Here is a 23228-nt window from a genome sequence, read left to right as displayed (position 1 = left end):
CGACTAGCCGGGACGCGGGGCCCTGTCATCAGGCGCAGGTCGTCATCGGCTGCGAACGCGCCGTGCGAACGGATCACCCGCCGCCGACGGAGTGGGGTCCGAGCGGTTCGGTGCGCGGGCGCGGTTTGCCGGCGTGGTCGCCATCCTCGTCCCACTCGATCCGGTAGAGATCGAAGCGGCGGTCGGCGAGATTGCGCACGGTGCCTTCGGCGCGGGCCCAGGAGAGGTCGGCGAGATTGACGTCGCTGATGGTCAGCGTCTCGACATTCTCGGTCGCCTCGGCGGCGATCCCGTCGCGCGCGAAGGGGAAGTCGCAGGGAGTCAGGATGCAGCTTTGCGCATACTGGATGTCCATGTTGGCCACATTGGGCAAATTGCCGACATTGCCGCTCAGCACCACGAAGCACTGGTTCTCGATCGCACGGGCCTGGGAGCAATAGCGCACCCGGAGATAGCCCTGGCGGCTGTCGGTGCAGAACGGCACGAAGATGATCCGCGCGCCTTCGTCGGCCAGCTTGCGCGACAGTTCGGGGAATTCGGAATCGTAGCAGATCTGGACGCCGATAGGGCCGCAGTCGGTCTGGATCACGTTGATCTTGTCGCCGCCGCGGATGTTCCACCAGTAGCGCTCGTTGGGGGTCGGGTGGATCTTCTCCTGCTCGTGGACCGAGCCATCGCGCAGGCAGATATAGGCGACGTTGTGGATGTCGCCGTCATCCATCCGGGTGGGATGCGAGCCGGCGATGATGTTGATGTTGTAGCGCATCGCGAAGTCCGAAATGTCGGTCTTCAATCGCGGGGTGTATTCCGAGAGCCGCTCGATCGCCTCCATCGGCGAAAGCTCCTTCTCCTCGAAGCTCAGCAGCATCAGCGTGAACAGCTCGGGGAAGACGATGAAATCGGCTTCGTAATCGCTGGCGACATCGATGAAATAACGGATTGCGCGCAGGAATTCGTCGTAATCCTTCACCGCGCGCGCCTGCAGCTGGCAGGTGGCGACGCGGACCGATTCGACCCCGCGCGGGATGCGCATTTTCACGGGCGTGTCGCGCTCGATGTAGGGGTTGCGCCAGACCATCTTGACCGCATTGCCCGCCGAACGCTTGTCCTCGGGCAGATAGCCTTCGAGAATCCCGACCGCCTCGAAACCGTTGGCGAGCTGGAAGCGCAGCACCGGATCGTGGATCTTGCCCGCGATCACCTGATCGAGATAATCCTGCGGGCCTTCGACCTTGCGCTGGTGGCGGCGGTAGTTGGGCATCCGGCCGCCGAACACGATCCCGGTCAGCTCGCGTTCCTCGGCGAGCGCACGGCGTTCCTCGTAGAGCCGTCGCCCGATGCGCACGCCGCGCACCTTGGGGTCGACGCACATTTCGTAGCCATAAAGCCAGTCGCCGGTCGGATCGTGGCGGCTGCCATAGCCATTGCCCGAGATCTCGTCCCAGTCGTGCGGCGCGAACACCACCGGCTCGGGCAATTGCATCGAGGCGCAATAGCCGACCACTTCCTCGTCGAGCAGCGCGACGAAGCAGCCCTCGGGGAAGTTGTTGATCTGCCCGCGGATCTCGCTCTGCTTGTAGGCGGGCAGATCGTCATAGGCGCGGCGCACCAGCGCGGCGATGCCGCGGATGTCCTTGATCATCGCCTGCCGCACGAGCAGCCGCGCCTTGCCGACCTTCTCGCCGCTGACGCGCGCGGAAGGGCGCTTTTTCGGAGCCTTGGCCATGGTGTTCAGCTCCCTGGAAGGTGGAACCGGAGCCTCAGCTCCAGTTCGCCATCTCCGTTTCGAGATTGTCGACGATCGCCTGGAAGAACTGCTCGGTGGTGAGCCAGTTCTGCTGCGGACCGATCAGCAGCGCCAGATCCTTGGTCATCTGGCCGTTCTCGACGGTCTTGATGCAGACCTTCTCGAGCGTCTCGGCGAAACGGACCACATCGGGGGTGTCGTCGAACTTGCCGCGATACATCAGCCCGCGGGTCCAGGCGAAGATGCTGGCGATCGGGTTGGTGCTGGTCGCCTTGCCCTGCTGGTGCTGGCGATAGTGGCGGGTGACGGTGCCATGCGCGGCCTCGGCTTCGACGGTCTTGCCATCGGGGGTCATCAGCACGCTGGTCATCAGCCCGAGCGAGCCGAAGCCCTGCGCCACGATGTCCGACTGGACGTCGCCGTCGTAGTTCTTGCAGGCCCAGACGAACTTGCCGCTCCACTTGAGAGCGGAGGCGACCATGTCGTCGATCAGGCGGTGCTCGTAGGTGATCCCGGCCTTGGCGAAATCGGCCTTGAACTCGGCGTCGAAGATTTCCTCGAACAGGTCCTTGAAGCGGCCGTCGTATTTCTTGAGGATGGTGTTCTTGGTCGAGAGATAGACCGGCCATTTGCGGTCGAGCCCGTAGGCGAAGCTGGCGCGCGCGAAATCGCGGATCGAATCGTCGAGATTGTACATCGTCAGCGCGACGCCCGGGCTCGGGAAGTCGAACACGTCGATATCGATGTTCTTGCCGTCCTCGCCCTCGAACACCATCCGCAGCTTGCCCTTGCCGGGGATCAGCGTGTCCTTGGCGCGGTACTGGTCGCCGAAGGCATGGCGGCCGACCACGATCGGGTCGGTCCAGCCCGGCACCAGGCGGGGCACGTTGTCGATCACGATCGGCTCGCGGAACACCACGCCGCCCAGAATGTTGCGGATCGTGCCATTGGGGCTGACCCACATCTTCTTGAGCCCGAATTCCTCGACCCGCTGCTCGTCCGGCGTGATCGTGGCGCATTTGACGCCGACGCCATGCTCCTTGATCGCATTGGCGGCGTCGATGGTGATCTGGTCGTCGGTCTCGTCGCGCTTCTCGATCGAGAGGTCGTAGTATTTCAGGTCGATGTCGAGATAGGGGAGGATCAACCGCTCGCGGATCCACTCCCAGATGATCTTCGTCATTTCGTCGCCGTCGAGTTCGACAACCGGGTTCTTGACCTGAATTTTTTGCATGAGTGCCCTGCTTCTCTGGAATGTCTGTCGGATTGGTGAGTCCCGCGCGCTTTAGCAGAGCGAGGGGAGGGCGCAAGGCGAGGGGGCAGACAGTTCGGATACCGAGCGCGATCTCAGTGCCATGGGAGCGAAAACGAAAGCCAGGCCAAGCTCAGGCTGCAATTGCGATGGTACCAGCCAAGAGTGACCTTGCCTGGCCTTTGATCGGCCAAACCGATCAGTCAGACGGCTTTTGATCGTTAGTTGCGTCCAAACTTCGCATCTATACCGGCGGTTATGAAACGAGATATTTCCAAAACTCTCTCCTTCCTCGTCCTCCATTTGATCGTCGGGTTTTCGGTAGCCTATGCCTTCACCGGGTCGATTGCTCTTGCCAGTGGCATCGCCTTGATCGAGCCGGTCGTGAATGCCTTCGTATTTTTCTTTCACGAGAAGATCTGGAGTCAGGAAGCCGGGGCCGCGGGTGCTCTGCAGAAGAGAGCTGCGATTCGCTTTGGCGCCAGTAGCCAACAAAGCCTGCCATTCCGATCCTGATCTGATAGTGCGGCCCTCGTTGGCTCGAAGCCAACGAAACCAGTCAATCCAGGTACATTAAATGGCGCGCAAATACTCAAAACACGGTCACTACGAGGACGACGTCCATCAGGACGAGGCCCCAGCCGTGGCCGAGCCTTGCTGGCTCTGTCGACGCCCCACCGGCAAGACCATCGTCTGGCATCATCCAGTGCCCAAAAGTCGCGGCGGTCGCGATGTCGTGCCCATGCATCCTATCTGCCAACAGGCACTGATCGCTAACTTCACCAATTCCGAACTGCAACGGCATGCGATGGATGTGGACGCCCTTCTGGCCAATCCCAACGTGCGTAAATTCGTTGATTGGGTGGCGAAGAAGGACCCCGATTTCACCGCAACGACCACAAAAAAGCAGCGGTAATGGGAGCGATGCCTTCAAGTTCATTGGGGGTGCTGCTGGCAGACGGCTGACCGGTGCTGTGGAAGCTATCCCGGAGACGACTTCATCGCGCGCAGAGGAGTTGGAAGTTTGGTGCCGGCTAGAGGATTCGAACCCCTGGCCCCCTGATTACAAATCAGGTGCTCTACCAACTGAGCTAAGCCGGCCTTCGATTGCGCCTTTCGGTCAAACCGCTCCAAAAGTCCAGCCTTCGGTGCGCGCGATTGCAGGGGTGAGTAAGGGAGGTTTCCAGCGGCGGGGATCGTCGGCGACTTTGCGCAGCCAGGCGGCGCTGAGCAGCGCATCGGTGGCGTGATCGTCGATCGGGCCTGCACCGTCGACTTCGGGCGAGTCGAGCGCCGCCAGAGCCTCGTTCAACGCTTCATAGCTGCGCATCTTGGCACGGCTGGCACTGCGTCCCGCCTCGCATGCGGCAAGCGAGGTGTAGATTTCGACGATTACGGAACCGGCGTCGGTCAATGCGTCGACAGGCCAGACCGGCAGGTGGCCGCGCAACCTATGCAGCATCCGCATGCCCGTGAGCGAGGATTTGCCCACCTGCGCCGCGCCGACGAGATTGAAATTCGAATAGGGTTTGCAGCCCATCGCCGCCTGCGCGTGTTCGGTCACCCGGAAGCGCCCGCGGCCGTGCGCGGCGTCATCGCACGCAAAGCGCGCACCGGTGTCGCTGCCATCGCGGAAATAGGGGCGGATCGCGGGATGCGCGACCACGCTGTTGGCGGCGAGATGCGGTTCGCCCGTGGCGAGCGCATCGACCAGCGCCCAGAGTGCGGTCGCATCGGGCGGCGTGCCCGTCCAGCCGGGGAAATAGGCACCGCAATCCACGCTGGGCAGTGCAATGCCGAGGTCGAGACCCACGAGCGTGTCCGGCGGGAGGTCGTCGCGCAGGATGGCGAGTACCTCGGCGCGGCTCCAGCCCCGCTTGCCCTCGACCAGCACCGGCGGCCCACCGCGGGCATCTGCCAGTGCCAGCGCGATGCCCTTATGGCGCTCGCCCTTGGCGCCCGACCAGTCGATGGCGAGATAATGCGAGAAGCGGCTCACCCGCGCTCGCGCCGCAGCTTGTCCCAATAGTCCATCCGCTTGGCGATCTCGCGCTCGAAGCCGCGCTCGACCGGTTCGTAGTAGCTCTGCGGTTCCATCTCCTCGGGCCAGTAGTCGTCGCCCGAAAAGCCTTCTTCGGCATTGTGATCGTAGCTGTAGCCCGCGCCATAGCCGATGTCTTTCATGAGCTTGGTCGGAGCGTTGAGGATGTTGGGCGGCGGCATCAGGCTGCCGGTTTCCTTGGCGCTCTTCCACGCGGCCTTTTGCGCCTTGTAGACCGCGTTCGATTTGGGCGCGGTGGCGAGATAGAGGCAGGCCTGCGCCAGTGCCAGTTCGCCTTCGGGGCTGCCGAGAAACTCGTAGGCGTCGCGCGCGGCCATGCACTGGGTCAGCGCCTGCGGGTCGGCGAGACCGATATCCTCGACCGCCATCCGCACCAGTCGCCGGGCGAGGAAGCGCGGTTCCTCGCCCGCGGTGAGCATGCGCGCGAGATAGTAGAGCGCGGCCTGCGGGTCCGAGCCGCGCACCGCCTTGTGGAGCGCGGAAATGAGATTGTAATGCCCGTCGCGATCCTTGTCGTAGACCGCGACCCGGCGCTGGAGGAACTGGCCGAGCTCGGCGGGGCCGAGCGGCTGCTCGAGCGCCGCGTGGTAGAGCGTCTCGGCCTGGTTGAGCAGGAACCGCCCATCGCCATCGGCGCTGGCGACCAGCGCATTGCGCGCCGGATCGGTCAGCGGGAGCGGCCCCTCGAGCGCCACGGCGCGGTCGAGCAATTGCCCCAGCGCCTCGGCGCCGAGGCGGTGGAGGATGAGCACCTGCGCGCGGCTGAGCAGCGCGGCGTTGAGCGCGAAGCTGGGGTTCTCGGTGGTCGCGCCCACGAGGGTCACCGTGCCGCGCTCGACGAAGGGGAGGAAGCCGTCCTGCTGCGCGCGGTTGAAGCGGTGGATTTCGTCAACGAACAACAAGGTTCGCTGGCCCGCCTCGGCGGCGCGGTCGGCAGCGGCGAAGGCCTTCTTGAGATCGGCGACCCCTGAGAAGACCGCGCTGACGCTCTCGAAGCGCATGCCCACGCTTGCGGCGAGCAGACGGGCGATGGTGGTCTTGCCGGTGCCGGGCGGGCCCCACAGGATCATCGAGGACAGCCGACCCGCCGCGACCATGCGGCCGATCGGGCCTTCGGGCCCGGTGAGATGGTCCTGGCCGATGACTTCGCCGAGCGCGGCGGGGCGCAGACGGTCGGCGAGCGGGGCGTCGGTGTGGGCGGGGGGGGCTGACACATCTGACACGGTGTCGGGGAAGAGATCGGTCATGGCGGCTATGTAGGACTTCCTCTGGGAGAATCCATCGCCGGGGGCGGAGCGACGGGACGGCAGAGGCCGCGCTGAGCCTGCGCCGCCTGCGTCAGTCGCGCCGCGCCCGCAGGCGCAGATAGGTGTCGACCACCGCCTGGTTGATAGCATCCCAGGAATAGGCGCGGGCGCGGCGTTCGCCCGCCTCGCCATGCGCGCGCAGCAGCGCCGGGTCGGTGCAATAGGGCGCCAGCGCGCGGGCGAAGGCGGCGGCATCGCCCGGCGGCACCAGCGCGCCGGTTTCGCCATCGACCACCAGGCTGGCGGCGCCGGTCGCGCCTGCAGCGACGACGGGCAACCCGCTCGCCATGGCTTCCAGCGTGACATTGCCGAAGGTCTCGGTGACCGAGGGGTTGAAGAACACATCCGCGCTCGCCAGCGCCCGCCCGAGATCGCGCCCGGTCTGGAAGCCGACGAAGCTCGCGCCCTGCAACGATTCCTCGAACCAATCGCGCGCCGGTCCGTCGCCGATCACGAGCACCTTGTGCGCGACTTCCAGCCGCCGCAATTCGGCGATCGCCGCGGCGAAGGTGTCTAGCCCCTTTTCCATGACCAGTCGGCCGAGGAAGGCGATCGCGACCTCTCCATCCGCGATCCCCTGCGCGCGCCGCCATTCCATGTCGCGGCGCGAGGGGTCGAAGATCGCACGATCCACTCCGCGCGACCAGATCGTAATGTCGTGGTGCATCCGCTGCGCTTTCAACTCGGCGATCTGGCTTTCCGAAGGCGCGACCAGCGCGTCGCAGCGGTTGTAGAACCGGCGCAGATAGCCTTCGATCAAGGGTTCGAGAAATCCGAGCCCGTAATAGCGCGGATAGGTCTCGAAGCGCGTGTGGACCGAGGCCAGCGCGGGAATGCCCTGCTGCCGCGCCCAGTTGAGCGCCGCGCGCCCGCCGGGATCGGGAGAGGAAATGTGCATCATGTTGGGCGCGAACTCGGCCAGATCGCGCTTGACTGCGGCATCGATCCCGGTTGCCATGCGGTATTCGCCGCGACCCTTCACGGGCATGCGGATATTGGGGAGCCCGACGAGGTCGCCGATGGGTTCGAAATCGGGCTCCGGCACGGTCGGCGCATAGACCCGAACCGCCGCACCCTGCGCCAGCAGATAGCCCACGAGCCGGTTCAGCGCCTGATTCGCGCCGTCGCGGGTGTAGTTGTAATTGCCGCTGAAGAGGGCGATGCGAAGATCGGTAACAGCCATGCTGGGCGCGCCTTTAGGCGAGCCGACACACTTTGGCGAGATGGCACTTGGCGGGTGTGCGGCGGGTGAAACCGGTGGCATGCGCTCACCGTGTCCCGAAACCGCCCTGTCGATGCAATCCTGTTTCGCATTGACTTGTTGCGGCGCAACATTAGGTCCGGCGCCGGGCCACGCGGTCCCAACGCCGCGCGAGCTCTCTGCGAGGAGAGAATACATGACTGACAATACCGAACCGGCACTGAAGCCGGAGCGTCCCTATTTTTCGTCGGGACCAACCGCCAAGCCTCCGGGCTGGGCATTTTCCAAATTCCAGATCGAATCGCTGGGTCGCTCGCACCGCTCGAGCATTGGCAAAGCTCGGCTGAAACACGCCATCGACCTGTCCAAGGAACTGCTCGGCATCCCCGAGGACTATCTGGTCGGGATCATGCCCGGCTCCGACACCGGCGCGCTGGAATGTGCGATGTGGACCATGCTCCACCCTGATCGCCCGGCGACCGTCGCGGCCTGGGAAAGCTTCGGTAACGTGTGGATCCAGGACGCGGTCAAGCAGTTGAAGCTGCCAAAGCTAACGACGCTCGACGCCGATTACGGCGAAATCCCCGATCTCGCCTCGATCCCGCAGGGCGACGATGTCGTCTTCACCTGGAACGGCACCACCTCGGGCGCCAAGATCCCGAACACCGACTGGCTGGCGCCGGGCCGCGAAGGGGTGACGATCAACGATGCCACCAGCGCCGTCTTCGCGATGGAGATGGACTGGCCCAAGCTCGATGCCACCACCTACAGCTGGCAGAAGGTGATGGGGTCCGAGGCGCAGCATGGCATGCTGATCCTGAGCCCCAAGGCAGTCGAGCGGATCGAGGAGACCGATCCGCAATGGCCGCTGCCCAAGCTGTTCCGCCTCAAGAAGGGCGATAAGCTCAACCGCGCCATCTTCGAAGGCGCGACGATCAACACCCCCAGCATGCTCGCGACCGAGGACTATATCCTCGCGCTCGAATGGGCGCAGTCGATCGGCGGGCGCAAGGCGATGTTCGAGCGTGCCGATGCCAATGCCAAGATCGTCACCGACTGGATCGAGGCGACGCCGTGGCTGCGCAACATGGTCCCCGACCCCGCGCAGCGCACCAACACCGGCGTCTGCTTCGTCTTCCAGGGCGATTACTACGAGAGCCTTTCCGAAGAGGAACAGGCCAAGGTCCCCTCGCGCATCGCCAAGATGCTCGAGGAGCGCGATGTCGGCTATGACTTCAATGGCTATCGCGACGCCCCCCCGAGCCTGCGCATCTGGTGCGGCGGAACGGTCGAGCAGGAGGATCTCAAACGCCTGCTGCCATGGATCGAATGGGCCTACGCTCGGCTGCAGAGCTGAGCCACGCTCACTGCGCTCCGGCGAATGCCCGGATCGCACCTCCATTGTTGCGACATTCCCCAGAAAGATCCCGCATCGTGCCGGGACGACGAGGTAGACCATGACCAAGCCCAAAGTCCTGATTTCGGACAAGATGGACCCCAACGCCGCGCGCATCTTTGCCGAACGCGGTTGCGAGGTGGATGTAAAGCCGGGGATGACCCCGGAAGAGCTCGAAGCCTGCATCGGCGAATACGAAGGCCTCGCGATCCGGTCCTCGACCGTGGTGACGCCCGCGATCCTCGCTGCCGCGACCCGGCTCAAGGTGATCGGGCGCGCCGGCATCGGGGTCGACAATGTCGATATTCCCACGGCCAGCGCGCATGGCGTGGTGGTGATGAACACGCCATTCGGCAATTCGATCACCACTGCCGAGCACGCGATCGCCATGATCATGGCGCTTGCCCGGCAAATCCCCGAAGCCAATGCGCGCACGCAGGCCGGTGAGTGGCCCAAGAGCGCGTTTATGGGCGTGGAAGTCACCGGCAAGACGCTGGGACTAATCGGCGCGGGCAATATCGGCTCGATCGTCGCTTCGCGGGCGCAGGGGCTGCGGATGAAAGTCATCGCCTTCGATCCTTTCCTCACCCCAGATCGCGCGATCGAGATCGGGGTCGAGAAGGTCGATCTCGAGACGCTGTTGGCACGCGCCGATTTCATCACGCTGCACACCCCGCTGACCGACGAGACCCGCAACATCCTCTCGGCCGAAAATCTCGCCAAGACCAAGCAGGGCGTTCGGATCGTCAATTGCGCGCGCGGCGGGCTGATCGACGAGGCGGCGCTCGCCGAACAGCTCGCAAGTGGCCATATCGCCGGCGCCGCGCTCGATGTCTTCGCCACCGAACCGGCCAAGGAAAGCCCATTGTTCGGCCAGCCCAATTTCATCTGTACCCCGCATCTGGGCGCCTCGACCACCGAGGCGCAGGTCAATGTGGCGCTGCAGGTGGCCGAGCAGATGGCCGATTATCTGGTCGATGGCGGGGTGAGCAATGCGCTCAACATGCCCAGCCTCAGCGCCGAGGAAGCGCCCAAGCTGCGCCCCTACATGGCGCTGGCCGAGAAGCTGGGGAGCCTGGTGGGGCAACTCGCGCATGGCAATCTGACCAAGATCAGCATCGAGCGCGAAGGCGCGGCTGCCGAACTCAACGGCAAGCCGATCACCGGTGCGGTGCTGGCGGGCTTCATGCGCCGCTATTCGGAAAGCGTGAACATGGTCAACGCGCCCTATCTCGCCAAGGAGCGCGGGCTCGAGGTCAGCGATGTCCGTCACGAGCGCGAGGGCATCTACCAGACGCTGCTGCGCGTTACCGTGGCGACCGAGCAGGGCGACCGCTCGGTGGCGGGAACGCTCTTCGGGACCGATTCGCCGCGGCTGGTAGAGATCTTCGGGGTCGGCATCGAGGCCGCGCTCGAGGGCCATATGCTCTATATCGTCAACGAGGACGCGCCGGGCTTCATCGGCCGGATCGGGACGCTGCTGGGCGAGCAGGGCATCAACATCGGCACCTTCCATCTCGGTCGTCGCGAGGCGGGCAAGGAAGCAACGCTGCTGCTCAGCGTCGATGCGCCAATCCCCGCCGAGGTGGTCAAGCAGGCTTGCGCGCTTCAGGGCGTGAAGCTGGCGATCCCGCTGGCGTTCTGAGCTGCGGATCAGGAAACCACTCGTCCCGAGCTTGTCTAGGCACCGCTTTCTCTTCTAGCGCGGCAGCGCGTTCGATAAACGGTCCCCGGCACGCTCGGGGCGAAGCGAGTGAGTATCCATGACCCGACCCGATACGGCCCTGCCCGACGATCTGCTTCCCGAAGGACTGGAGGACCGCCTGCCGCGCGAGGCCGCCGCGGCGACGCGGGCGATGCGCGCGATCCTCTCGGCGATGGATGCGCAGGGCTACGACCGGGTGCGCCCGCCGCTGATCGAGTTCGAGAGATCGCTCGCCGGGCGGATGGAAGGAGTCCACACGCGGCGCATGGTGCGCTTCACCGATCCGATCAGCCTGCGCACCTTGGCCCTGCGTTCGGACATAACGGTGCAGGTCGGCAGGATCGCGGCGACCAGGATGGCTGGCGCCCCGCGGCCGCTGCGGCTGTGCTATGGCGGCGAGGTCGCGACGATCCGCTCGGACCATCTCGACCCCGCGCGGCAGCGGATGCAGCTGGGTGCCGAATTGATCGGCAGCGACAGCGTCGAGGCGGCGGTGCAGATCGTGCTGCTGGCGCTCGAAGCGCTGGAAGCGGCGGGTGTGCCAAGCGTCTCGGTCGATTTCACGCTGCCGGATCTGGTCGATACGCTGGCCGAGGCGGCGTTCCCGCTGGAGCGCGGCGAAGTCGCGGCGGTGCGCCGCGAACTCGACACCAAGGATGCCGGCGGGTTGGCGCAGGTGCCGGGCGGCGAAGCCTATCTGCCGCTGCTCTACGCCGCGGGCCCGTTCGACGAAGCGGTGGAGCGGCTGGCGGCGATCGACGCCAAGGGCGCCCTTGCCAGCCGGATCGCAGGGCTACGCAGCATCGCCGCGGCGGTGGGCGACCGCGCCCGGCTAACGCTCGATCCCAGCGAGCGGCACGGGTTCGAATACCAGAGCTGGTTCGGCTTCACCCTCTACGCCGATGGCGCTCGTGGTGCGCTGGGGCGCGGCGGGACCTATTCGATCAAGGGCAGCGACGAGGCGGCAACCGGTTTCTCGCTATACGTGGAGCCGGTGCTGGATGCGCTGGGCTCCGGCAGCGCCGAGACCCGCCCGACGGTGTTCCTCCCGCTGGCACACGACCGCAACGCCGCCGCCGCGCTGCGCAGCGTGGGCTGGCGCACGCTCGCGGCGGTGACCGAGGGCGACGATGCGGCAGCGCTGGGCTGCACGCATCGGCTCGAGGACGGCGCGGCGGTCCCGCTCTAGCAGAACTCGCTGGGGTCCGGACCCATCCGGCCTTCCGCACTGTCCAGCGCATCGATCGCCGCCATCTGTTCGTCGGACAATTCGAACGACAGTGCCTTGAAATTGGCCTCGATATGGTCGCGACTGCTGGCCTTGGGGATGGTCGAGAGGCCGTGCTGGATATGCCAGCGGATAATCACCGCGCTGGCGGGCTGGCCGGTCTCCTCGGCGATGGACTTGATCGCCGGGTTTTCCAGCCCGTCGCCCTGGCCGAGCGGCGACCAGCTCTGCGTGACGATGCCCAGCTCCTCGTGGACCTTGCGCAATTCGCGCTGCTGGAAGCTGGGGTGCAGCTCGATCTGGTTGACCGCGGGCGTCACCCCGGTCTCCTCGATGATGCGGCGCAAATCCTGCTCGCGGAAGTTGGATACGCCGATCGACTTGGCCTTGCCCGCGCCGCGCAGCTCGATGAACGCCTTCCAGGTGGCCACGAACTCGCCCTTGTCGGGGCACGGCCAGTGGATCAGCAGCATGTCGACATGGTCGCGGCCCAGCCGTTCGAGGCATTTGTCGGCCGCCTTCTTGGCGCGCTCGAAGCCCTGGCTCTCGTTCCAGACCTTGGTCTGGAGGAAGATATCGGCCCAGTCGCCCACGCCTTCGCCGACACCCTTCTCGTTCTGGTAGATCGCGGCGGTATCAACCAGCCAGTAGCCGACATCGAGCGCGGTCCGGACCGCCTCCGGCGCGTCGCCATCGTCGATCTTGTAGGTGCCGAAGCCCAGTTGCGGGATCTGGCGGTTATCGTTGAGTGTGAGGGTGGGATAATCGGTCATGGGTTCTCCTTTGCCCTACCAATGGTGCAGGGCGGTCAAGTTTCCCGAAACCCGCTTGCCCTGCCTGTGGCCAGCGCCTACCTGCCGCACCGTTTGTTCTCTACCGGGTGAATTCTGCCAGATGGCCAATGTTACCGTAATCGGCGCTCAATGGGGCGATGAAGGCAAGGGCAAGATCGTCGACTGGCTCGCCAGCCGCGCCGATGCCGTGGTCCGTTTCCAGGGCGGGCACAACGCCGGCCACACGCTGGTGGTGGGCGACACCGTCTACAAGCTCAGCCTGCTGCCCAGCGGCATCGTCACCGGGACGCTCAGCATCATCGGCAACGGCGTGGTGCTCGATCCCTGGCATCTGAAGGCCGAGATCGCCAAGCTGGAAGGGCAGGGCGTAACGATCACGCCCGACAATTTCGCAATCGCCGACAATTGCGCCCTGATCCTGCCGCTCCACCGCGACCTCGACGGCTTGCGCGAAACGGCGGCGGGCGCGGGCAAGATCGGCACCACCGGGCGCGGGATCGGCCCGGCTTACGAGGACAAGGTCGGCCGCCGCGCGATCCGCGTGTGCGACCTCGCCCACCTCGACCATCTCGAACCGCAACTGGATCGCCTGTGCGCCCACCACGATGCGCTGCGCGCAGGGTTCGACCAGCCGCCGATCGACCGGGCCGCGCTGCTTGCCGAACTGCGCGAAATCGCCCCCTCGGTGCTGCAATACGCGCAGCCGGTGTGGAAACGGCTCAAGAAGGTGCGCAAGGCCGGTGCGCGCATCCTGTTCGAGGGCGCACAGGGCGTGCTGCTCGACGTCGATCACGGCACCTATCCGTTCGTCACCAGCTCCAACACCGTCAGCGGCACCGCTGCGGCGGGCAGCGGACTGGGGCCCAACAGCACCGGCTACGTGCTCGGTATCGTCAAGGCCTACACCACCAGGGTCGGCTCGGGCCCGTTCCCGACCGAGCTCGACGACGAGATCGGCCAGCGGCTGGGCGAGCGCGGCCATGAATTCGGCACCGTCACCGGGCGCCAGCGCCGGGTCGGCTGGTTCGACGCGGTGCTGGTGCGCCAGACCTGCTCGATCTCGGGCGTCACCGGGATCGCGCTGACCAAGATCGACGTGCTCGACGGGCTCGACCAGGTGAAGATCTGCACCGGCTACCGGCTGCACGGGAAGGTCTACGACTACCTCCCCAGCCATTCCGCGGACCAGGCCGCGGTCGAACCGATCTACGAGACAATGGACGGCTGGCACGAATCGACCGCGGGCGCGCGCAGCTATGCCGAGCTGCCCGCCAACGCGATCAAGTATATCCAGCGCGTGCAGGAGCTGATCGAGACGCCCGTGGCGCTGGTCAGCACCAGCCCCGAACGCGACGACACCATCCTGATGCGCGATCCGTTCGAGGACTGATCGGGGTTTGATGCCGGACAGATGCGCGCGGGGTTGAGCAGCGGTTAAGCGGGAGACGTTATGGCAAAGGCGATGCGTATCCTGTCCGCCCTGCTGCTGATCGCCTGCATCGCATTGGCGGTCGGACCGACCGCCAGTCCTCCGGCTCGCGCCGAGACGCTGCCGACTGCGGATTTCGTGGTGATCGAGAAGGCCGAGCGGACCGTGTGGGTCTATTCGCAGGGCGCGGTGATCCACCGCATCACCGGGCTGCAGTTCGGCGATGCGCCGCAGGGCCACAAGCAATTCGAAGGCGACGAGCGCACCCCCGAGGGGCGCTACACGATCGATTATGGCAATCCGCAGTCGCGCTTCTTCCTCAGCCTGCACATCTCCTACCCCAACGCCGCCGACCGCGCCTTTGCGCAAGCGCAGGGCCGCTCGCCCGGGGGCGAGATCTTCATCCACGGCCAGCCCAACGGCCTGCCCGACGACCGGCGAATGGCGGGCGACTGGACCGATGGCTGCATCGCGCTGACCAACGCGGAGATGGAACTGCTGTGGCAGATGGTGCCCGACGGGACGCCGATCGAGATTCGGCCCTGACGATGCGGGCTAATGCCCCCATTCTTGACTAATTCCCGTTCTGTTCTACTCCTGTTCACGCATAACAGGAGCGATTCGCATGGCCCAGCTTGCTTATCTTCACGAAGGTGTCGAACCGGCGCGGATGGAGGGCGATGCGGTTTTGGCATTGACACTCTCGCTGTTCGGCGATGATCCGCGCAGGCTTTCCCATCTCACCGACGATGCGCGCGCCGCCGGGCTGGCGGTGGGCAAGCCGCAGCCGCTCGAATGGCTGCTCGAGGGATCGGGCGGGGGATCGGGTGGAGCGCTGGGCGATGTGGTGGTCGCGGATTGCCCGCAGGTCGATGGCGGCAAGCTGGCGGCGCTGATCCGGCTCGACGAACGGGTGGCGCGCGCGGGTGCGAGGCTGATCGTGGCGACCTCCGCGGAAGCGCTCGACGATGTGTTCGGTTGTCTCGAACGCTCGCGCCCGCAGATCCTGGTCGGTGCGCAGCGCGCAGAGGGGCTGGTGGCACTGGCTGCGGCGCTGGCGCAACTGCCCGGCCGCCGCTTGCGCGAAGAGGGGAGCGAGGAGCGGGTGATGCTGCTGCGGCTGACCGAGCAGGTCTTGCAGATGGCGCAAAAGCTCGATCGGCTCGCGGGCCCGATGCAGTATCCGGTACCCGGGGCCGAGGCCGGTTCGCTGCGCGCCCCGGACCGGACTTTTCGCCCAGCGGAGGATGAGCGCGATTTCCTGCGCCGACCGCGCCCGCCGCTGCCCGACCCGCGGCTGGTCAAACGCATTATCCGCGACCGCCGCCAGCGGAGCAAATATTTCGATGACGAGCTGTTCGCCGATCCGGCCTGGGATATCCTGCTCGATCTCACCGCCGCGCGCGCCGAGCATCGCCGGGTGTCGGTGTCCTCGCTGTGCATCGCTGCCGGGGTTCCACCGACCACCGCGCTGCGCTGGATTTCGCAGATGGTCGAAAGCGGGTTGCTCGAACGCACGCAGGACCAGGAGGACAAGCGCCGCGCCTTTATCGCGCTGACCGACCGGACCGCCGATGCGATGGCGCGCTATTTCGAGGGGATCCGCGGAGGCGGTGCCCCGCTCTGACGCGAAGCTACCCAGCTTGCGCGGTGTTCACACGGTTTTGCGCAACACGATCGTCAGCCCGTCCTCGGGCGGATCGCAGGGCAGCGCCATCCGCCGCGCATCGGCGCGGGCGCGGATCAGGATGGCTTCGGGGATGCCGGGATCGTGCAACACGGTGTCGGCCATTCCGAGCAGCCGCGCCTGCCGCAGCGTGAGATCGTCGGGATCGTCGCCGGCGAGCGCTATCTCGATGGTTTGCGCGCCCTGAGGCTCGGCAGCATCCGTCAGCCAGTTCTCGACACGCTCATCGCTTCCGCTTGCGAGCGGATCAAGCGGGCCGTGCTCGGACAGCGCCGCATCGATGGCGCGGCGGCGGTCGTCGCCATCGGGCCAGCGTGCGCGAATCCGGCCCCTGGCTTCCGACAGCCCGCTCGCCAGCGTGCCGAGCCCGGCCGGCAGCAGCCGCTCGAGCCGCAGCCGCAGATGCTTGGCCAGCCCCGCCGATGCGCCGCCGGTGCCCACCGCGATCAGAACCGGTTCGCGTTCGAGCACGCTGGGGAGGGTGAAATCGCACAATTCCGGGCGGTCGGCGACATTGACCAGCAGTCCGAGCCGCTTGAGCCGCAGCGCCGCCGATTCCGCCGCACGCCCATCCTCCAGCGCTACGAAAGCCAGCCGCGCATGGTGGGCCTCGGCCTCGCTGCAGATTTCGCCCCCGGCGCGCTCGACCAGTCGCTGCTTGGCCTGGGCCATCGGGCCGCTGCCGACCAGCACGACCCGCGTACCGGCAATCCGGTGGAAGAGCGGCAGGCTGTTCATGCCAGCCAGTCGGGCATGCGTTCAGCGTCCATGATCGCGGCGGGCGCGATCCGGTCGGCGACGGTGGCGAAGCGGTCGCCGTCGACGAGCACCTCGGCCACGAAACCGCGCGAATTGTAGGAGGAGGCCATGGTTGCGCCATAGGCGCCCGCGGTGCGGAACACCGCGAGATCGCCGGTGGTCAGCGCGTCGCATTCGCGGTTCATGGCGAAGGTGTCGCCGGTCTCGCAGATCGGCCCGACGATATGCGCGGTGGTGCGCTCGCCGGTCGGTTCGACCGCGTCGAAATCGTGCCAGGCGCCGTAGAGCGCGGGGCGCGCGAGATCGTTCATCGCCGCATCGACAACCACGAAGGGATGCGTCAGCCCGCGCTTGACCCGCACCACGCGGGTCAGCAGCACGCCGGCATTGCCCGCGATCACCCGGCCGGGTTCGAACATAAGCCGGACGTCCCAGCCCTTCGTCACCCGTGCGACCATGGCGCCGTATTCGGCCGGGGCGGGGAGCACCTCGCCCGCGCGATAGGGGACACCGAGCCCGCCGCCGAGATCGGCATGGGTGACCTTGCAGCCCGCGGCGCGCAGCTCGGCGATCAGTGCGCCGACCTTGCCGAACGCTGTCTCGAGCGGTTCGAGGCTGGCGAGCTGGCTGCCGATATGCACCGCGATGCCGCGCATATCGAGCCCGTCCTCGTCCGCCAGCGCGGTGTAGATTTCCGCCGCGCGGTCGAGCGGCACGCCGAACTTGTTCTCGCTCTTGCCGGTCGAGATCTTCTCATGCGTGCGCGCATCGACATCGGGGTTCACCCGCAGGGCGCAGCGCGCCAGCTTGCCCGCGCGGCGTGCGATCATGGCAAGTTCGTAGCCCTCTTCCTCGCTCTCGATGTTGAACTGGCCGATATCCTCGCGCAGCCCCTGCTCGAGCTCGGCATGGGTCTTGCCGACCCCGGAAAACACGATGTCCGCAGGCTTCATGCCCGCGGCCAGCGCGCGGATCAGCTCGCCGCCAGAGACCACATCGGCGCCATAGCCCTGCCGCGCGAGGACGCGCAGCACCGCGAGGTTGGGGTTGGACTTCACCGCGAAGGCGATGTGCGGGTTGTCGAGCGGCGCCAGCGCCTCGCGGAACACCGCGGCGTGGCGCTCGATCGTGGCGCGCGAATAGACATAAACGGGGGTGCCGACCGCCTCGGCAATCGCGGGGAGCGGCACGTCTTCGGCGTGGAGCACGCCGTTGCGGAGAGTGAAATGATCCATCGCGGCGCCGCATGCCGCGATGCGGGGCGCAAGTCGAGTTATCTGTGCTTTGCGGCTGCCAAGCTAAGCGGGAGCAAGCTACTCGGGCGGCAGGTCGAAGGGATCGTCCTGACGCTCTTCCGACCGGCGGCGCAACTCGACGCTGCGTTCCGGCGCGGCCTGGGGCGCGAGTTCGAGCAGTTCTGCGGCATCGGGCGGGGTCGTGCTGCCATAGGGAGCGACGGGCAGCGTCGCTCCGGGCGCGGGCTCCAGCTCGGCCTGTTGTCCGCAGGCGGTCAGCGCCAACAGGGCGCCGATCGCGATCAGTGTGCGTGTCATTCGTCGATTCCCAATTCGCTGCGCGCTTCGGCCACGCGCTGCCTTACCTGATCGGGCGCGGTGCCGCCATAGGAGGCGCGCGCCGCGACCGAGGCATCGACGGACAGTGCGGCGAAAACGCGCTGTTCGATGCGTGCGTCGATAGCGGTGAGCTCGTCCAGCGACAGCGCATCGAGCGCGACCCCGCGGCTTTCCGCGAGCCGCACCGCCGCGCCGGTAATGTGATGCGCCTCGCGGAAGGGAATATCGGCCTCGCGCACCAGCCAGTCGGCAAGATCGGTCGCGGTGGCATAGCCGAGCTCCGCCGCCTGTCGCATCCGCGTGACCTCGAAGCGGCTGTCGGCGATCATCCCCGCGGCAGCGGCGAGGCACAGGTCGAGCAGGCCGGCGGCTTCGAACACCGGCGGCTTATCGTCCTGCATGTCCTTGGAATAGGCCAGCGGCAGACCCTTCATCGTCACCATCAGCGCGGTGGCGCAGCCGATGATCCGCCCGGCATGGCCGCGCACCAGCTCGGCGGCGTCGGGGTTCTTCTTTTGCGGCATGATCGAGCTGCCGGTAGAAAGCGTGTCGGGCATCCGCACGAAGCCGAACGGCTGGCTCGCCCAGATGATCAGCTCCTCCGCCAGCCTCGAGAGATGGATCGCGCACTGGCTCGCCGCAGCGAGGTAATCCATCGCGAAATCGCGGTCGGACACGGCATCGAGGCTATTGCGGGTGGGGCGCGCGAAACCCAGCGCCTTGGCAGTCGCCTCGCGGTCGATCGGGAACCCCGTCCCGGCCAGCGCCGCGCTGCCCAGCGGGCATTCGTCCATCCGCGCGCGCGCATCGGCAAACCGGCTGCGGTCGCGCCGCGTCATCTCGTAATAGGCCAGCAGATGATGCCCCAGCGTCACCGGCTGCGCGGTCTGGAGGTGGGTGAAGCCGGGCATGATCGTGTCCGCATGTTCCTCAGCGCGCATCACCAGCGCCCGCTGGAGCGATTCGATTCCGGCCTCGGCGCGCAGCATCGCCTCGCGCATCCAGAGTTTGAAATCGGTCGCCACCTGATCATTGCGGCTGCGCGCGGTGTGCAGCCGGCCCGCCACCGGACCGACCAGCTCGGCCAGCCGCGATTCCACGGTCATGTGGATGTCTTCGAGGTCCCAGTCCTCGGGCACCCCGTCGCGCTCGTATTCAGCGGCGATGGACTGGAGGCCCTCGTCGATCGCCCGTGCGTCCTCCGGGCTGACGATACCTTGCGCCGCCAGCATCGCGACATGCGCGCGGCTGCCCGCGATGTCCTGCCGCCACAGCGCCTTGTCGAACGGGATCGAGGCGTTGATTTCGCGCATGATCGCGCTAGGTCCTTCGGCGAACCTGCCTCCCCACATCGTATTGGAAGCCTGCTTGTCCCGCGTCTCGCTCACTCTTGCCACCATCCTCATCGCCGGTCTCGGCCTGGCCGGCTGCGATAGGGGAGCGCCCGAGGGGGCGCAAGAAACCTCCAGCGCCGGTAGCTTCGCGGCGGGCGAGATCGATCGCAGCCAGGCGGGCGAACTGATGCCCGCGGTCAATCTGGTCGATCCCGACGGGCGCGTACTCAATCTCGGTGCGCTGCAGGGCGGGCCGGTGCTGCTCAACCTGTGGGCCACCTGGTGCGCCCCTTGCGTCAAGGAAATGCCGCTGCTCGACGATCTCGCGGGCGATTATGGCGACGAACTGACGGTGATCGCCGCCAGTCAGGACCTCCAGACAGAGAAGGTGAAGCCCTTCTTCGACGAGACCGGGCTCGAGCATCTCGAACCCTGGATCGACCCCGAAACCCAGCTCTCGACGGCGCTGGCGCAGGCGCTGCCGACCACCGTGCTCTACGATGGCGCGGGCCGCGAGGTATGGCGCGTTGCGGGCGAACTCGACTGGTCGGCCCCGGAAATCCGGGGCGCAATCGACGAAGCGCTGGCCGCGCAATAGCGGCGCCGGAGGCAACTTCGGGGTGTCCGTGGTGGGCGCTGACGGGCTCGAACCGCCGACCCTCTCGGTGTAAACGAGATGCTCTACCAACTGAGCTAAGCGCCCCACGGGCTGTCCACATAGCGCGCAATCATTCAAAATCAATTGCCGTTGCGCCGGTCGCGGCGCTAGGCGCGGCGGCGATGACCGTAAAGCTCACCGTACTCGCCACTGGCGGCACGATTGCCGGGATCGCCGGCTCGGCGACCGCCAAGGATTACAGCGCCGGCCAGATCGCGATCGAGGACTATCTCGAAAATGTCGCGGGGCTGGGCCTGTCGGCGGAGCTATCCGCGCAGCAGATCGCCAATATCGATTCGGCGGATATCGGCCAAGGGGTCTGGAACGACCTCCACCGCGCGACGCTGGCGGCGCTGGGCGATCCCGAATGCCAAGGCATCGTCATCACCCATGGTACCGACACGCTGGAGGAAACCGCCTTCCTGCTCGATCTGACGCTGCCGGTTCACAAGCCGGTGGTGATGGTCGGCGCGATGCGGCCCGCCGATGCGGTGGGCTATGACGGCCTGCGTAATTTCGCCAACGCCATGCGTGTGGCGGGCGATGGCGAGGCCGCCGGGCGCGGGGTGCTGGTGGTGATGGGCGACCGCATCTTCGGCGGGCGCGACGTTCGCAAGGTCCGCACCCGCGGGACCGAAGCCTTCCGCGGTTTTCCGCGCGAATCGGTCGGGCTGGTCACGCCTTCGTCGCTCGAATGGTTCGGCGCGCCGTGGCGGGCCGTCGGCGAACCGCGGTTCGGCTGGGTGGATGCGCTGCCCGAGGTCGTCATCGTCGCCGCCTATTCCGGGCTGTGCGGCGAGGCGGTGGCGCGCTGCATCGGGCCCGATACGCGCGGCGTGGTGGTGGCCGGTGTGGGCGAGGGCAATATGCCCGAAGCCGCGCGCCGCGAACTGGTGCGACGCTGCGCCCAAGGCCTGCAGGTCGTCCGGGCCAGCCGCGCCGACGAGGGGCTGGTCGATGCCGAGCCCGATGACGCTGCGAACGGCTTCGTCGCCTCGCGCGCGCTCAATCCGGCCAAAGCGCGGATATTGCTGCAATTGCTGATTGCCAGCGGCGAAACCGAACGCGCGGCGATCCAGCGCGCCTTCGACGGACGCTGATAACCGGGGGACGCTGACAACCGGGTCCCCGCATCGGCGAGGACCCGGCAGCAACAGGCCTAGCTGTTGGGCACGACCAGATATTTTTCGCCGGTCTTCATGGCGCGATAGTCGAGCACCGCGTTCTTGGTCAGCATCTCTTCCAGATTGACCTTGCGCTTGTACTTGCTGGCGAAGGTGGTGGTGAGATTGTCGAGCACCCGCTGCCGCATCCGCACCACGGTTTCCATTCCCGCCTGCTGCAGGAACGGGGTCAGCAGCCAGCCCGACACTGTAAAGCCGAAACCATAGGCCGGGGTCAGTACCGTGGGTCCCATGTCGAGCCGTCCGTAGATATACATCTTCTTGGCTTGGTTCGAACCATAGCGGTTGAACTCGGTCATCTTGGACACCGCGACCTGTTCCATCGCTTTCAGGCAATGGTCCACCGTCTTCCCGCCACCGATCGGATCGAAGCCGAGGTAGGCGTCGGTCGCGTCGATCGCGCTGCGCAGCTGCGCCATGAAATCCTCGTCGGAGGAATTGACGACATATTGCGCGCCCTGCGACTTGAGCAACTCGACCTGCTCGCGCTTGCGGACGATGTTCACCAGTTGCATGCCGTCTTCCTGGCAGATGCGGTTGAGCATCTGGCCCAGATTGGATGCGGCGGCGGAGTGGACGATCGCCTTGTGCCCTTCGGCCCTGGCGGTCTCGACGAAGCCCAGCGCGGTCATCGGGTTGACGAAGGCGCTGGCGCCGTCCTCGGCGGAGATATCGCCCAGCGGCAGGCACATCGTCGCCTCGGCGATCGCGTATTCGGAGAAGGCGGTACCGGGGACGCAGGCGACCCGTTGGCCCATCAGCGCTTTGGCCATCTCGCCATCGCCGGTCGCGATCACGGTGCCCGCGCCTTCATTGCCGACGGGCAGGCGCTTGTCGTGGCGGCCCTTGGCCCCCGAATTGAACGGCTCGGGCATCCGCGCGACGAGCTTGCCGGGGGAATATTCGGCGTTTTCGAGATCCGCGGCGCCGGTCAGCAGCGCGAGATCCGAGGGATTGATCGGTGCGGCTTCCATTTTGACCAGAACCTGATTCCCCTTGGGGTCGGGGAAGGTGCTTTCGGCCACTTCGACGGTCAGCGTGCCGTCGCTCGCGAGCGTGGTGAAGATCTGCTTGCCTGTCGTGGTCATCGGTCTCTCTCCTGTAGAATTTTTGGCCTGTAGAATTTTTGGCCTGTAGAATTTTTGGCCTGTAGGGAATTGGCCTAATCGGGATAAATGGCTTCCATGAAGTAGAGGCCATGGGGGGGTGCATTCAACCCCAGTTGCTGGCGGTCGCGCGCTGCGAGCGCGCTGGCAAGCCTTTCCTCGCTCCACCGACCCATGCCGACCAGCGCGAGACAGCCAACCATCGAACGCACCTGATGATGCAGGAAACTGCGCGCTGCAGCGTGGATGCGGACTTCCTCGCCCGAAGTCTCGACCTCGAGCCGGTCGAGCGTCTTGACCGGGCTCTTGGACTGGCAATGCGCCGAGCGGAAGGTGGTGAAATCATGCTGTCCGACCAGCAGCTGCGCCGCGCGCTGCATGGCTTCGGTATCCACCTCGGGCACGATCTGCCAGGCCCGGGCTCGATCCAGCGCCAGCGGGGCGCGGCGGTTGACGATGCGGTAGAGATAGCGGCGTCCGGTGCAGGAAAAGCGCGCGTGCCAGTCGTCGGGGACCACTTCGCACCGCGTCACGGCGATCGGATCGGGGCGCAGATGCGCGTTGATCGCTCCCATCAGCCGGAAGGGGACGAGTGATGTGGGGATATCGCAATGGCAGCGCATCGCGATGGCATGCACCCCGGCGTCGGTCCGGCCCGCGCTGTGCAGCGCGACCCGCTCGCCGGTCACGCCGTGGATCGCCGCCTCCACCGAGCGCTGGATGCTGGGCCCGTCCTTCTGCCGCTGGAATCCGAAAAAGGGTCCGCCGTCGAATTCGAGGGTGAGCGCGAAACGGGTCATCGGGA

Annotated in this window: 22 protein-coding genes and 2 tRNA genes; 10 read left to right on the top strand and 14 right to left on the bottom strand. The window is 66.3% G+C overall.

From position 1 onward, the window contains the following. Positions 1 to 73: 73 nt before the first annotated feature. Positions 74 to 1726 (bottom strand): bifunctional GNAT family N-acetyltransferase/carbon-nitrogen hydrolase family protein, encoded by a 1653-nt coding sequence (locus A9995_RS01870; RefSeq protein WP_067608347.1) that lies wholly within the window; start codon positions 1724 to 1726, stop codon positions 74 to 76. A 34-nt stretch (positions 1727 to 1760) separates the two neighbouring features. Beyond that, positions 1761 to 2981, bottom strand: coding sequence for an NADP-dependent isocitrate dehydrogenase (locus A9995_RS01865; protein WP_067608344.1), 1221 nt, complete (start codon positions 2979 to 2981; stop codon positions 1761 to 1763). Positions 2982 to 3257: 276 nt separating this feature from the next. Between A9995_RS01865 and A9995_RS01860 the strand changes: the two genes are divergently transcribed. Together A9995_RS01860 and A9995_RS01855 are read left to right on the top strand one after the other, a co-directional pair. Next, positions 3258 to 3515 (top strand): DUF2061 domain-containing protein, encoded by a 258-nt coding sequence (locus A9995_RS01860; RefSeq protein ID WP_067608341.1) that lies wholly within the window; start codon positions 3258 to 3260, stop codon positions 3513 to 3515. 61 nt (positions 3516 to 3576) lie between these two features. Next, complete coding sequence (locus tag A9995_RS01855; protein ID WP_067608340.1) at positions 3577 to 3915, top strand: hypothetical protein; 339 nt, start codon at positions 3577 to 3579, stop codon at positions 3913 to 3915. Between the two features lie 109 nt (positions 3916 to 4024). Here the strand turns inward: A9995_RS01855 and A9995_RS01850 are convergent. From A9995_RS01850 to A9995_RS01835, 4 genes are all read right to left on the bottom strand, one after another. Then, positions 4025 to 4100, bottom strand: a tRNA-Thr gene (locus A9995_RS01850). A gap of 19 nt (positions 4101 to 4119) precedes the next feature. Beyond that, positions 4120 to 4998 (bottom strand): hypothetical protein, encoded by an 879-nt coding sequence (locus A9995_RS01845; RefSeq protein WP_067608337.1) that lies wholly within the window; start codon positions 4996 to 4998, stop codon positions 4120 to 4122. Next, positions 4995 to 6308, bottom strand: coding sequence for a replication-associated recombination protein A (locus tag A9995_RS01840; protein ID WP_067608334.1), 1314 nt, complete (start codon positions 6306 to 6308; stop codon positions 4995 to 4997). The genes A9995_RS01845 and A9995_RS01840 overlap by 4 nt, the downstream gene beginning before the upstream one ends. Before the next feature lie 91 nt (positions 6309 to 6399). Then, positions 6400 to 7551 carry a glycosyltransferase family 1 protein gene (locus A9995_RS01835; protein WP_067608331.1) on the bottom strand — a complete coding sequence of 384 codons (1152 nt, stop codon included), beginning with the start codon at positions 7549 to 7551 and terminating at the stop codon, positions 6400 to 6402. 214 nt (positions 7552 to 7765) lie between these two features. Between A9995_RS01835 and A9995_RS01830 the strand changes: the two genes are divergently transcribed. From A9995_RS01830 to A9995_RS01820, 3 genes are all read left to right on the top strand, one after another. Next, entirely contained in the window at positions 7766 to 8926 is a 1161-nt protein-coding gene (locus A9995_RS01830) for a phosphoserine transaminase (protein WP_067608329.1), read from the top strand. 100 nt (positions 8927 to 9026) lie between these two features. Next, positions 9027 to 10610, top strand: coding sequence for a phosphoglycerate dehydrogenase (serA, locus tag A9995_RS01825; protein ID WP_067608326.1), 1584 nt, complete (start codon positions 9027 to 9029; stop codon positions 10608 to 10610). A gap of 118 nt (positions 10611 to 10728) precedes the next feature. Further along, the gene (locus A9995_RS01820; RefSeq protein WP_067608323.1) at positions 10729 to 11859 is read left to right on the top strand and encodes an ATP phosphoribosyltransferase regulatory subunit; all 1131 of its coding nucleotides are present in this window, start codon (positions 10729 to 10731) and stop codon (positions 11857 to 11859) included. Here A9995_RS01820 and A9995_RS01815 read toward each other — a convergent pair. Then, on the bottom strand, positions 11856 to 12671 hold the full coding sequence (locus A9995_RS01815) for an aldo/keto reductase (RefSeq protein ID WP_067608320.1): 816 nt from the start codon (positions 12669 to 12671) through the stop codon (positions 11856 to 11858). The genes A9995_RS01820 and A9995_RS01815 overlap by 4 nt on opposite strands. A gap of 121 nt (positions 12672 to 12792) precedes the next feature. Between A9995_RS01815 and A9995_RS01810 the strand changes: the two genes are divergently transcribed. From A9995_RS01810 to A9995_RS01800, 3 genes are all read left to right on the top strand, one after another. Beyond that, positions 12793 to 14082: an adenylosuccinate synthase gene (locus tag A9995_RS01810; RefSeq protein WP_067608317.1), complete on the top strand. Its 1290-nt coding sequence runs from the start codon at positions 12793 to 12795 to the stop codon at positions 14080 to 14082. A 60-nt stretch (positions 14083 to 14142) separates the two neighbouring features. Beyond that, on the top strand, positions 14143 to 14667 hold the full coding sequence (locus A9995_RS01805; RefSeq protein ID WP_067608314.1) for a murein L,D-transpeptidase family protein: 525 nt from the start codon (positions 14143 to 14145) through the stop codon (positions 14665 to 14667). Between the two features lie 79 nt (positions 14668 to 14746). Further along, positions 14747 to 15748, top strand: a complete 1002-nt coding sequence (locus A9995_RS01800) for a winged helix DNA-binding protein (protein ID WP_067608311.1) — start codon at positions 14747 to 14749, stop codon at positions 15746 to 15748. A 27-nt stretch (positions 15749 to 15775) separates the two neighbouring features. Here the strand turns inward: A9995_RS01800 and A9995_RS01795 are convergent, their stop codons facing one another. From A9995_RS01795 to argH, 4 genes are all read right to left on the bottom strand, one after another. Continuing rightward, positions 15776 to 16546: a bifunctional precorrin-2 dehydrogenase/sirohydrochlorin ferrochelatase gene (locus A9995_RS01795; RefSeq protein WP_067608308.1), complete on the bottom strand. Its 771-nt coding sequence runs from the start codon at positions 16544 to 16546 to the stop codon at positions 15776 to 15778. Then, positions 16543 to 17802 carry a diaminopimelate decarboxylase gene (gene lysA / locus A9995_RS01790; RefSeq protein WP_067608305.1) on the bottom strand — a complete coding sequence of 420 codons (1260 nt, stop codon included), beginning with the start codon at positions 17800 to 17802 and terminating at the stop codon, positions 16543 to 16545. Before lysA ends, A9995_RS01795 begins: the two co-directional genes overlap by 4 nt. Positions 17803 to 17880: 78 nt before the next feature. After that, a complete protein-coding gene (locus A9995_RS01785) occupies positions 17881 to 18120 on the bottom strand; it encodes a membrane lipoprotein lipid attachment site-containing protein (RefSeq protein WP_067608301.1) in 240 nt (79 codons plus the stop codon). Then, positions 18117 to 19493: an argininosuccinate lyase gene (gene argH / locus A9995_RS01780; RefSeq protein ID WP_067608298.1), complete on the bottom strand. Its 1377-nt coding sequence runs from the start codon at positions 19491 to 19493 to the stop codon at positions 18117 to 18119. The genes A9995_RS01785 and argH overlap by 4 nt, the downstream gene beginning before the upstream one ends. 16 nt (positions 19494 to 19509) lie before the next feature. Between argH and A9995_RS01775 the strand changes: the two genes are divergently transcribed. Next, positions 19510 to 20073: a TlpA disulfide reductase family protein gene (locus A9995_RS01775; RefSeq protein WP_067608295.1), complete on the top strand. Its 564-nt coding sequence runs from the start codon at positions 19510 to 19512 to the stop codon at positions 20071 to 20073. Positions 20074 to 20102: 29 nt separating this feature from the next. Here A9995_RS01775 and A9995_RS01770 read toward each other — a convergent pair. Then, positions 20103 to 20178: transfer RNA gene (locus tag A9995_RS01770), tRNA-Val, on the bottom strand. A 77-nt stretch (positions 20179 to 20255) separates the two neighbouring features. Between A9995_RS01770 and A9995_RS01765 the strand changes: the two genes are divergently transcribed. After that, positions 20256 to 21233: an asparaginase gene (locus tag A9995_RS01765; RefSeq protein WP_067608292.1), complete on the top strand. Its 978-nt coding sequence runs from the start codon at positions 20256 to 20258 to the stop codon at positions 21231 to 21233. A 59-nt stretch (positions 21234 to 21292) separates the two neighbouring features. Here the strand turns inward: A9995_RS01765 and A9995_RS01760 are convergent, their stop codons facing one another. Both A9995_RS01760 and truA read right to left on the bottom strand, forming a co-directional pair. Continuing rightward, positions 21293 to 22405, bottom strand: a complete 1113-nt coding sequence (locus A9995_RS01760) for a zinc-binding dehydrogenase (RefSeq protein ID WP_067608289.1) — start codon at positions 22403 to 22405, stop codon at positions 21293 to 21295. Positions 22406 to 22479: 74 nt separating this feature from the next. Then, positions 22480 to 23223 carry a tRNA pseudouridine(38-40) synthase TruA gene (gene truA, locus A9995_RS01755; protein ID WP_067608286.1) on the bottom strand — a complete coding sequence of 248 codons (744 nt, stop codon included), beginning with the start codon at positions 23221 to 23223 and terminating at the stop codon, positions 22480 to 22482. Positions 23224 to 23228 lie beyond the last annotated feature (5 nt).

The sequence above is a fragment of the Erythrobacter sp. QSSC1-22B genome (assembly GCF_001678665.1).
In the GTDB taxonomy this organism is placed as follows: Bacteria; Pseudomonadota; Alphaproteobacteria; order Sphingomonadales; family Sphingomonadaceae; genus Qipengyuania.
Note: the sequence above shows the minus strand (reverse complement) of the source record. Positions and strands in the feature narration are given on the sequence as shown.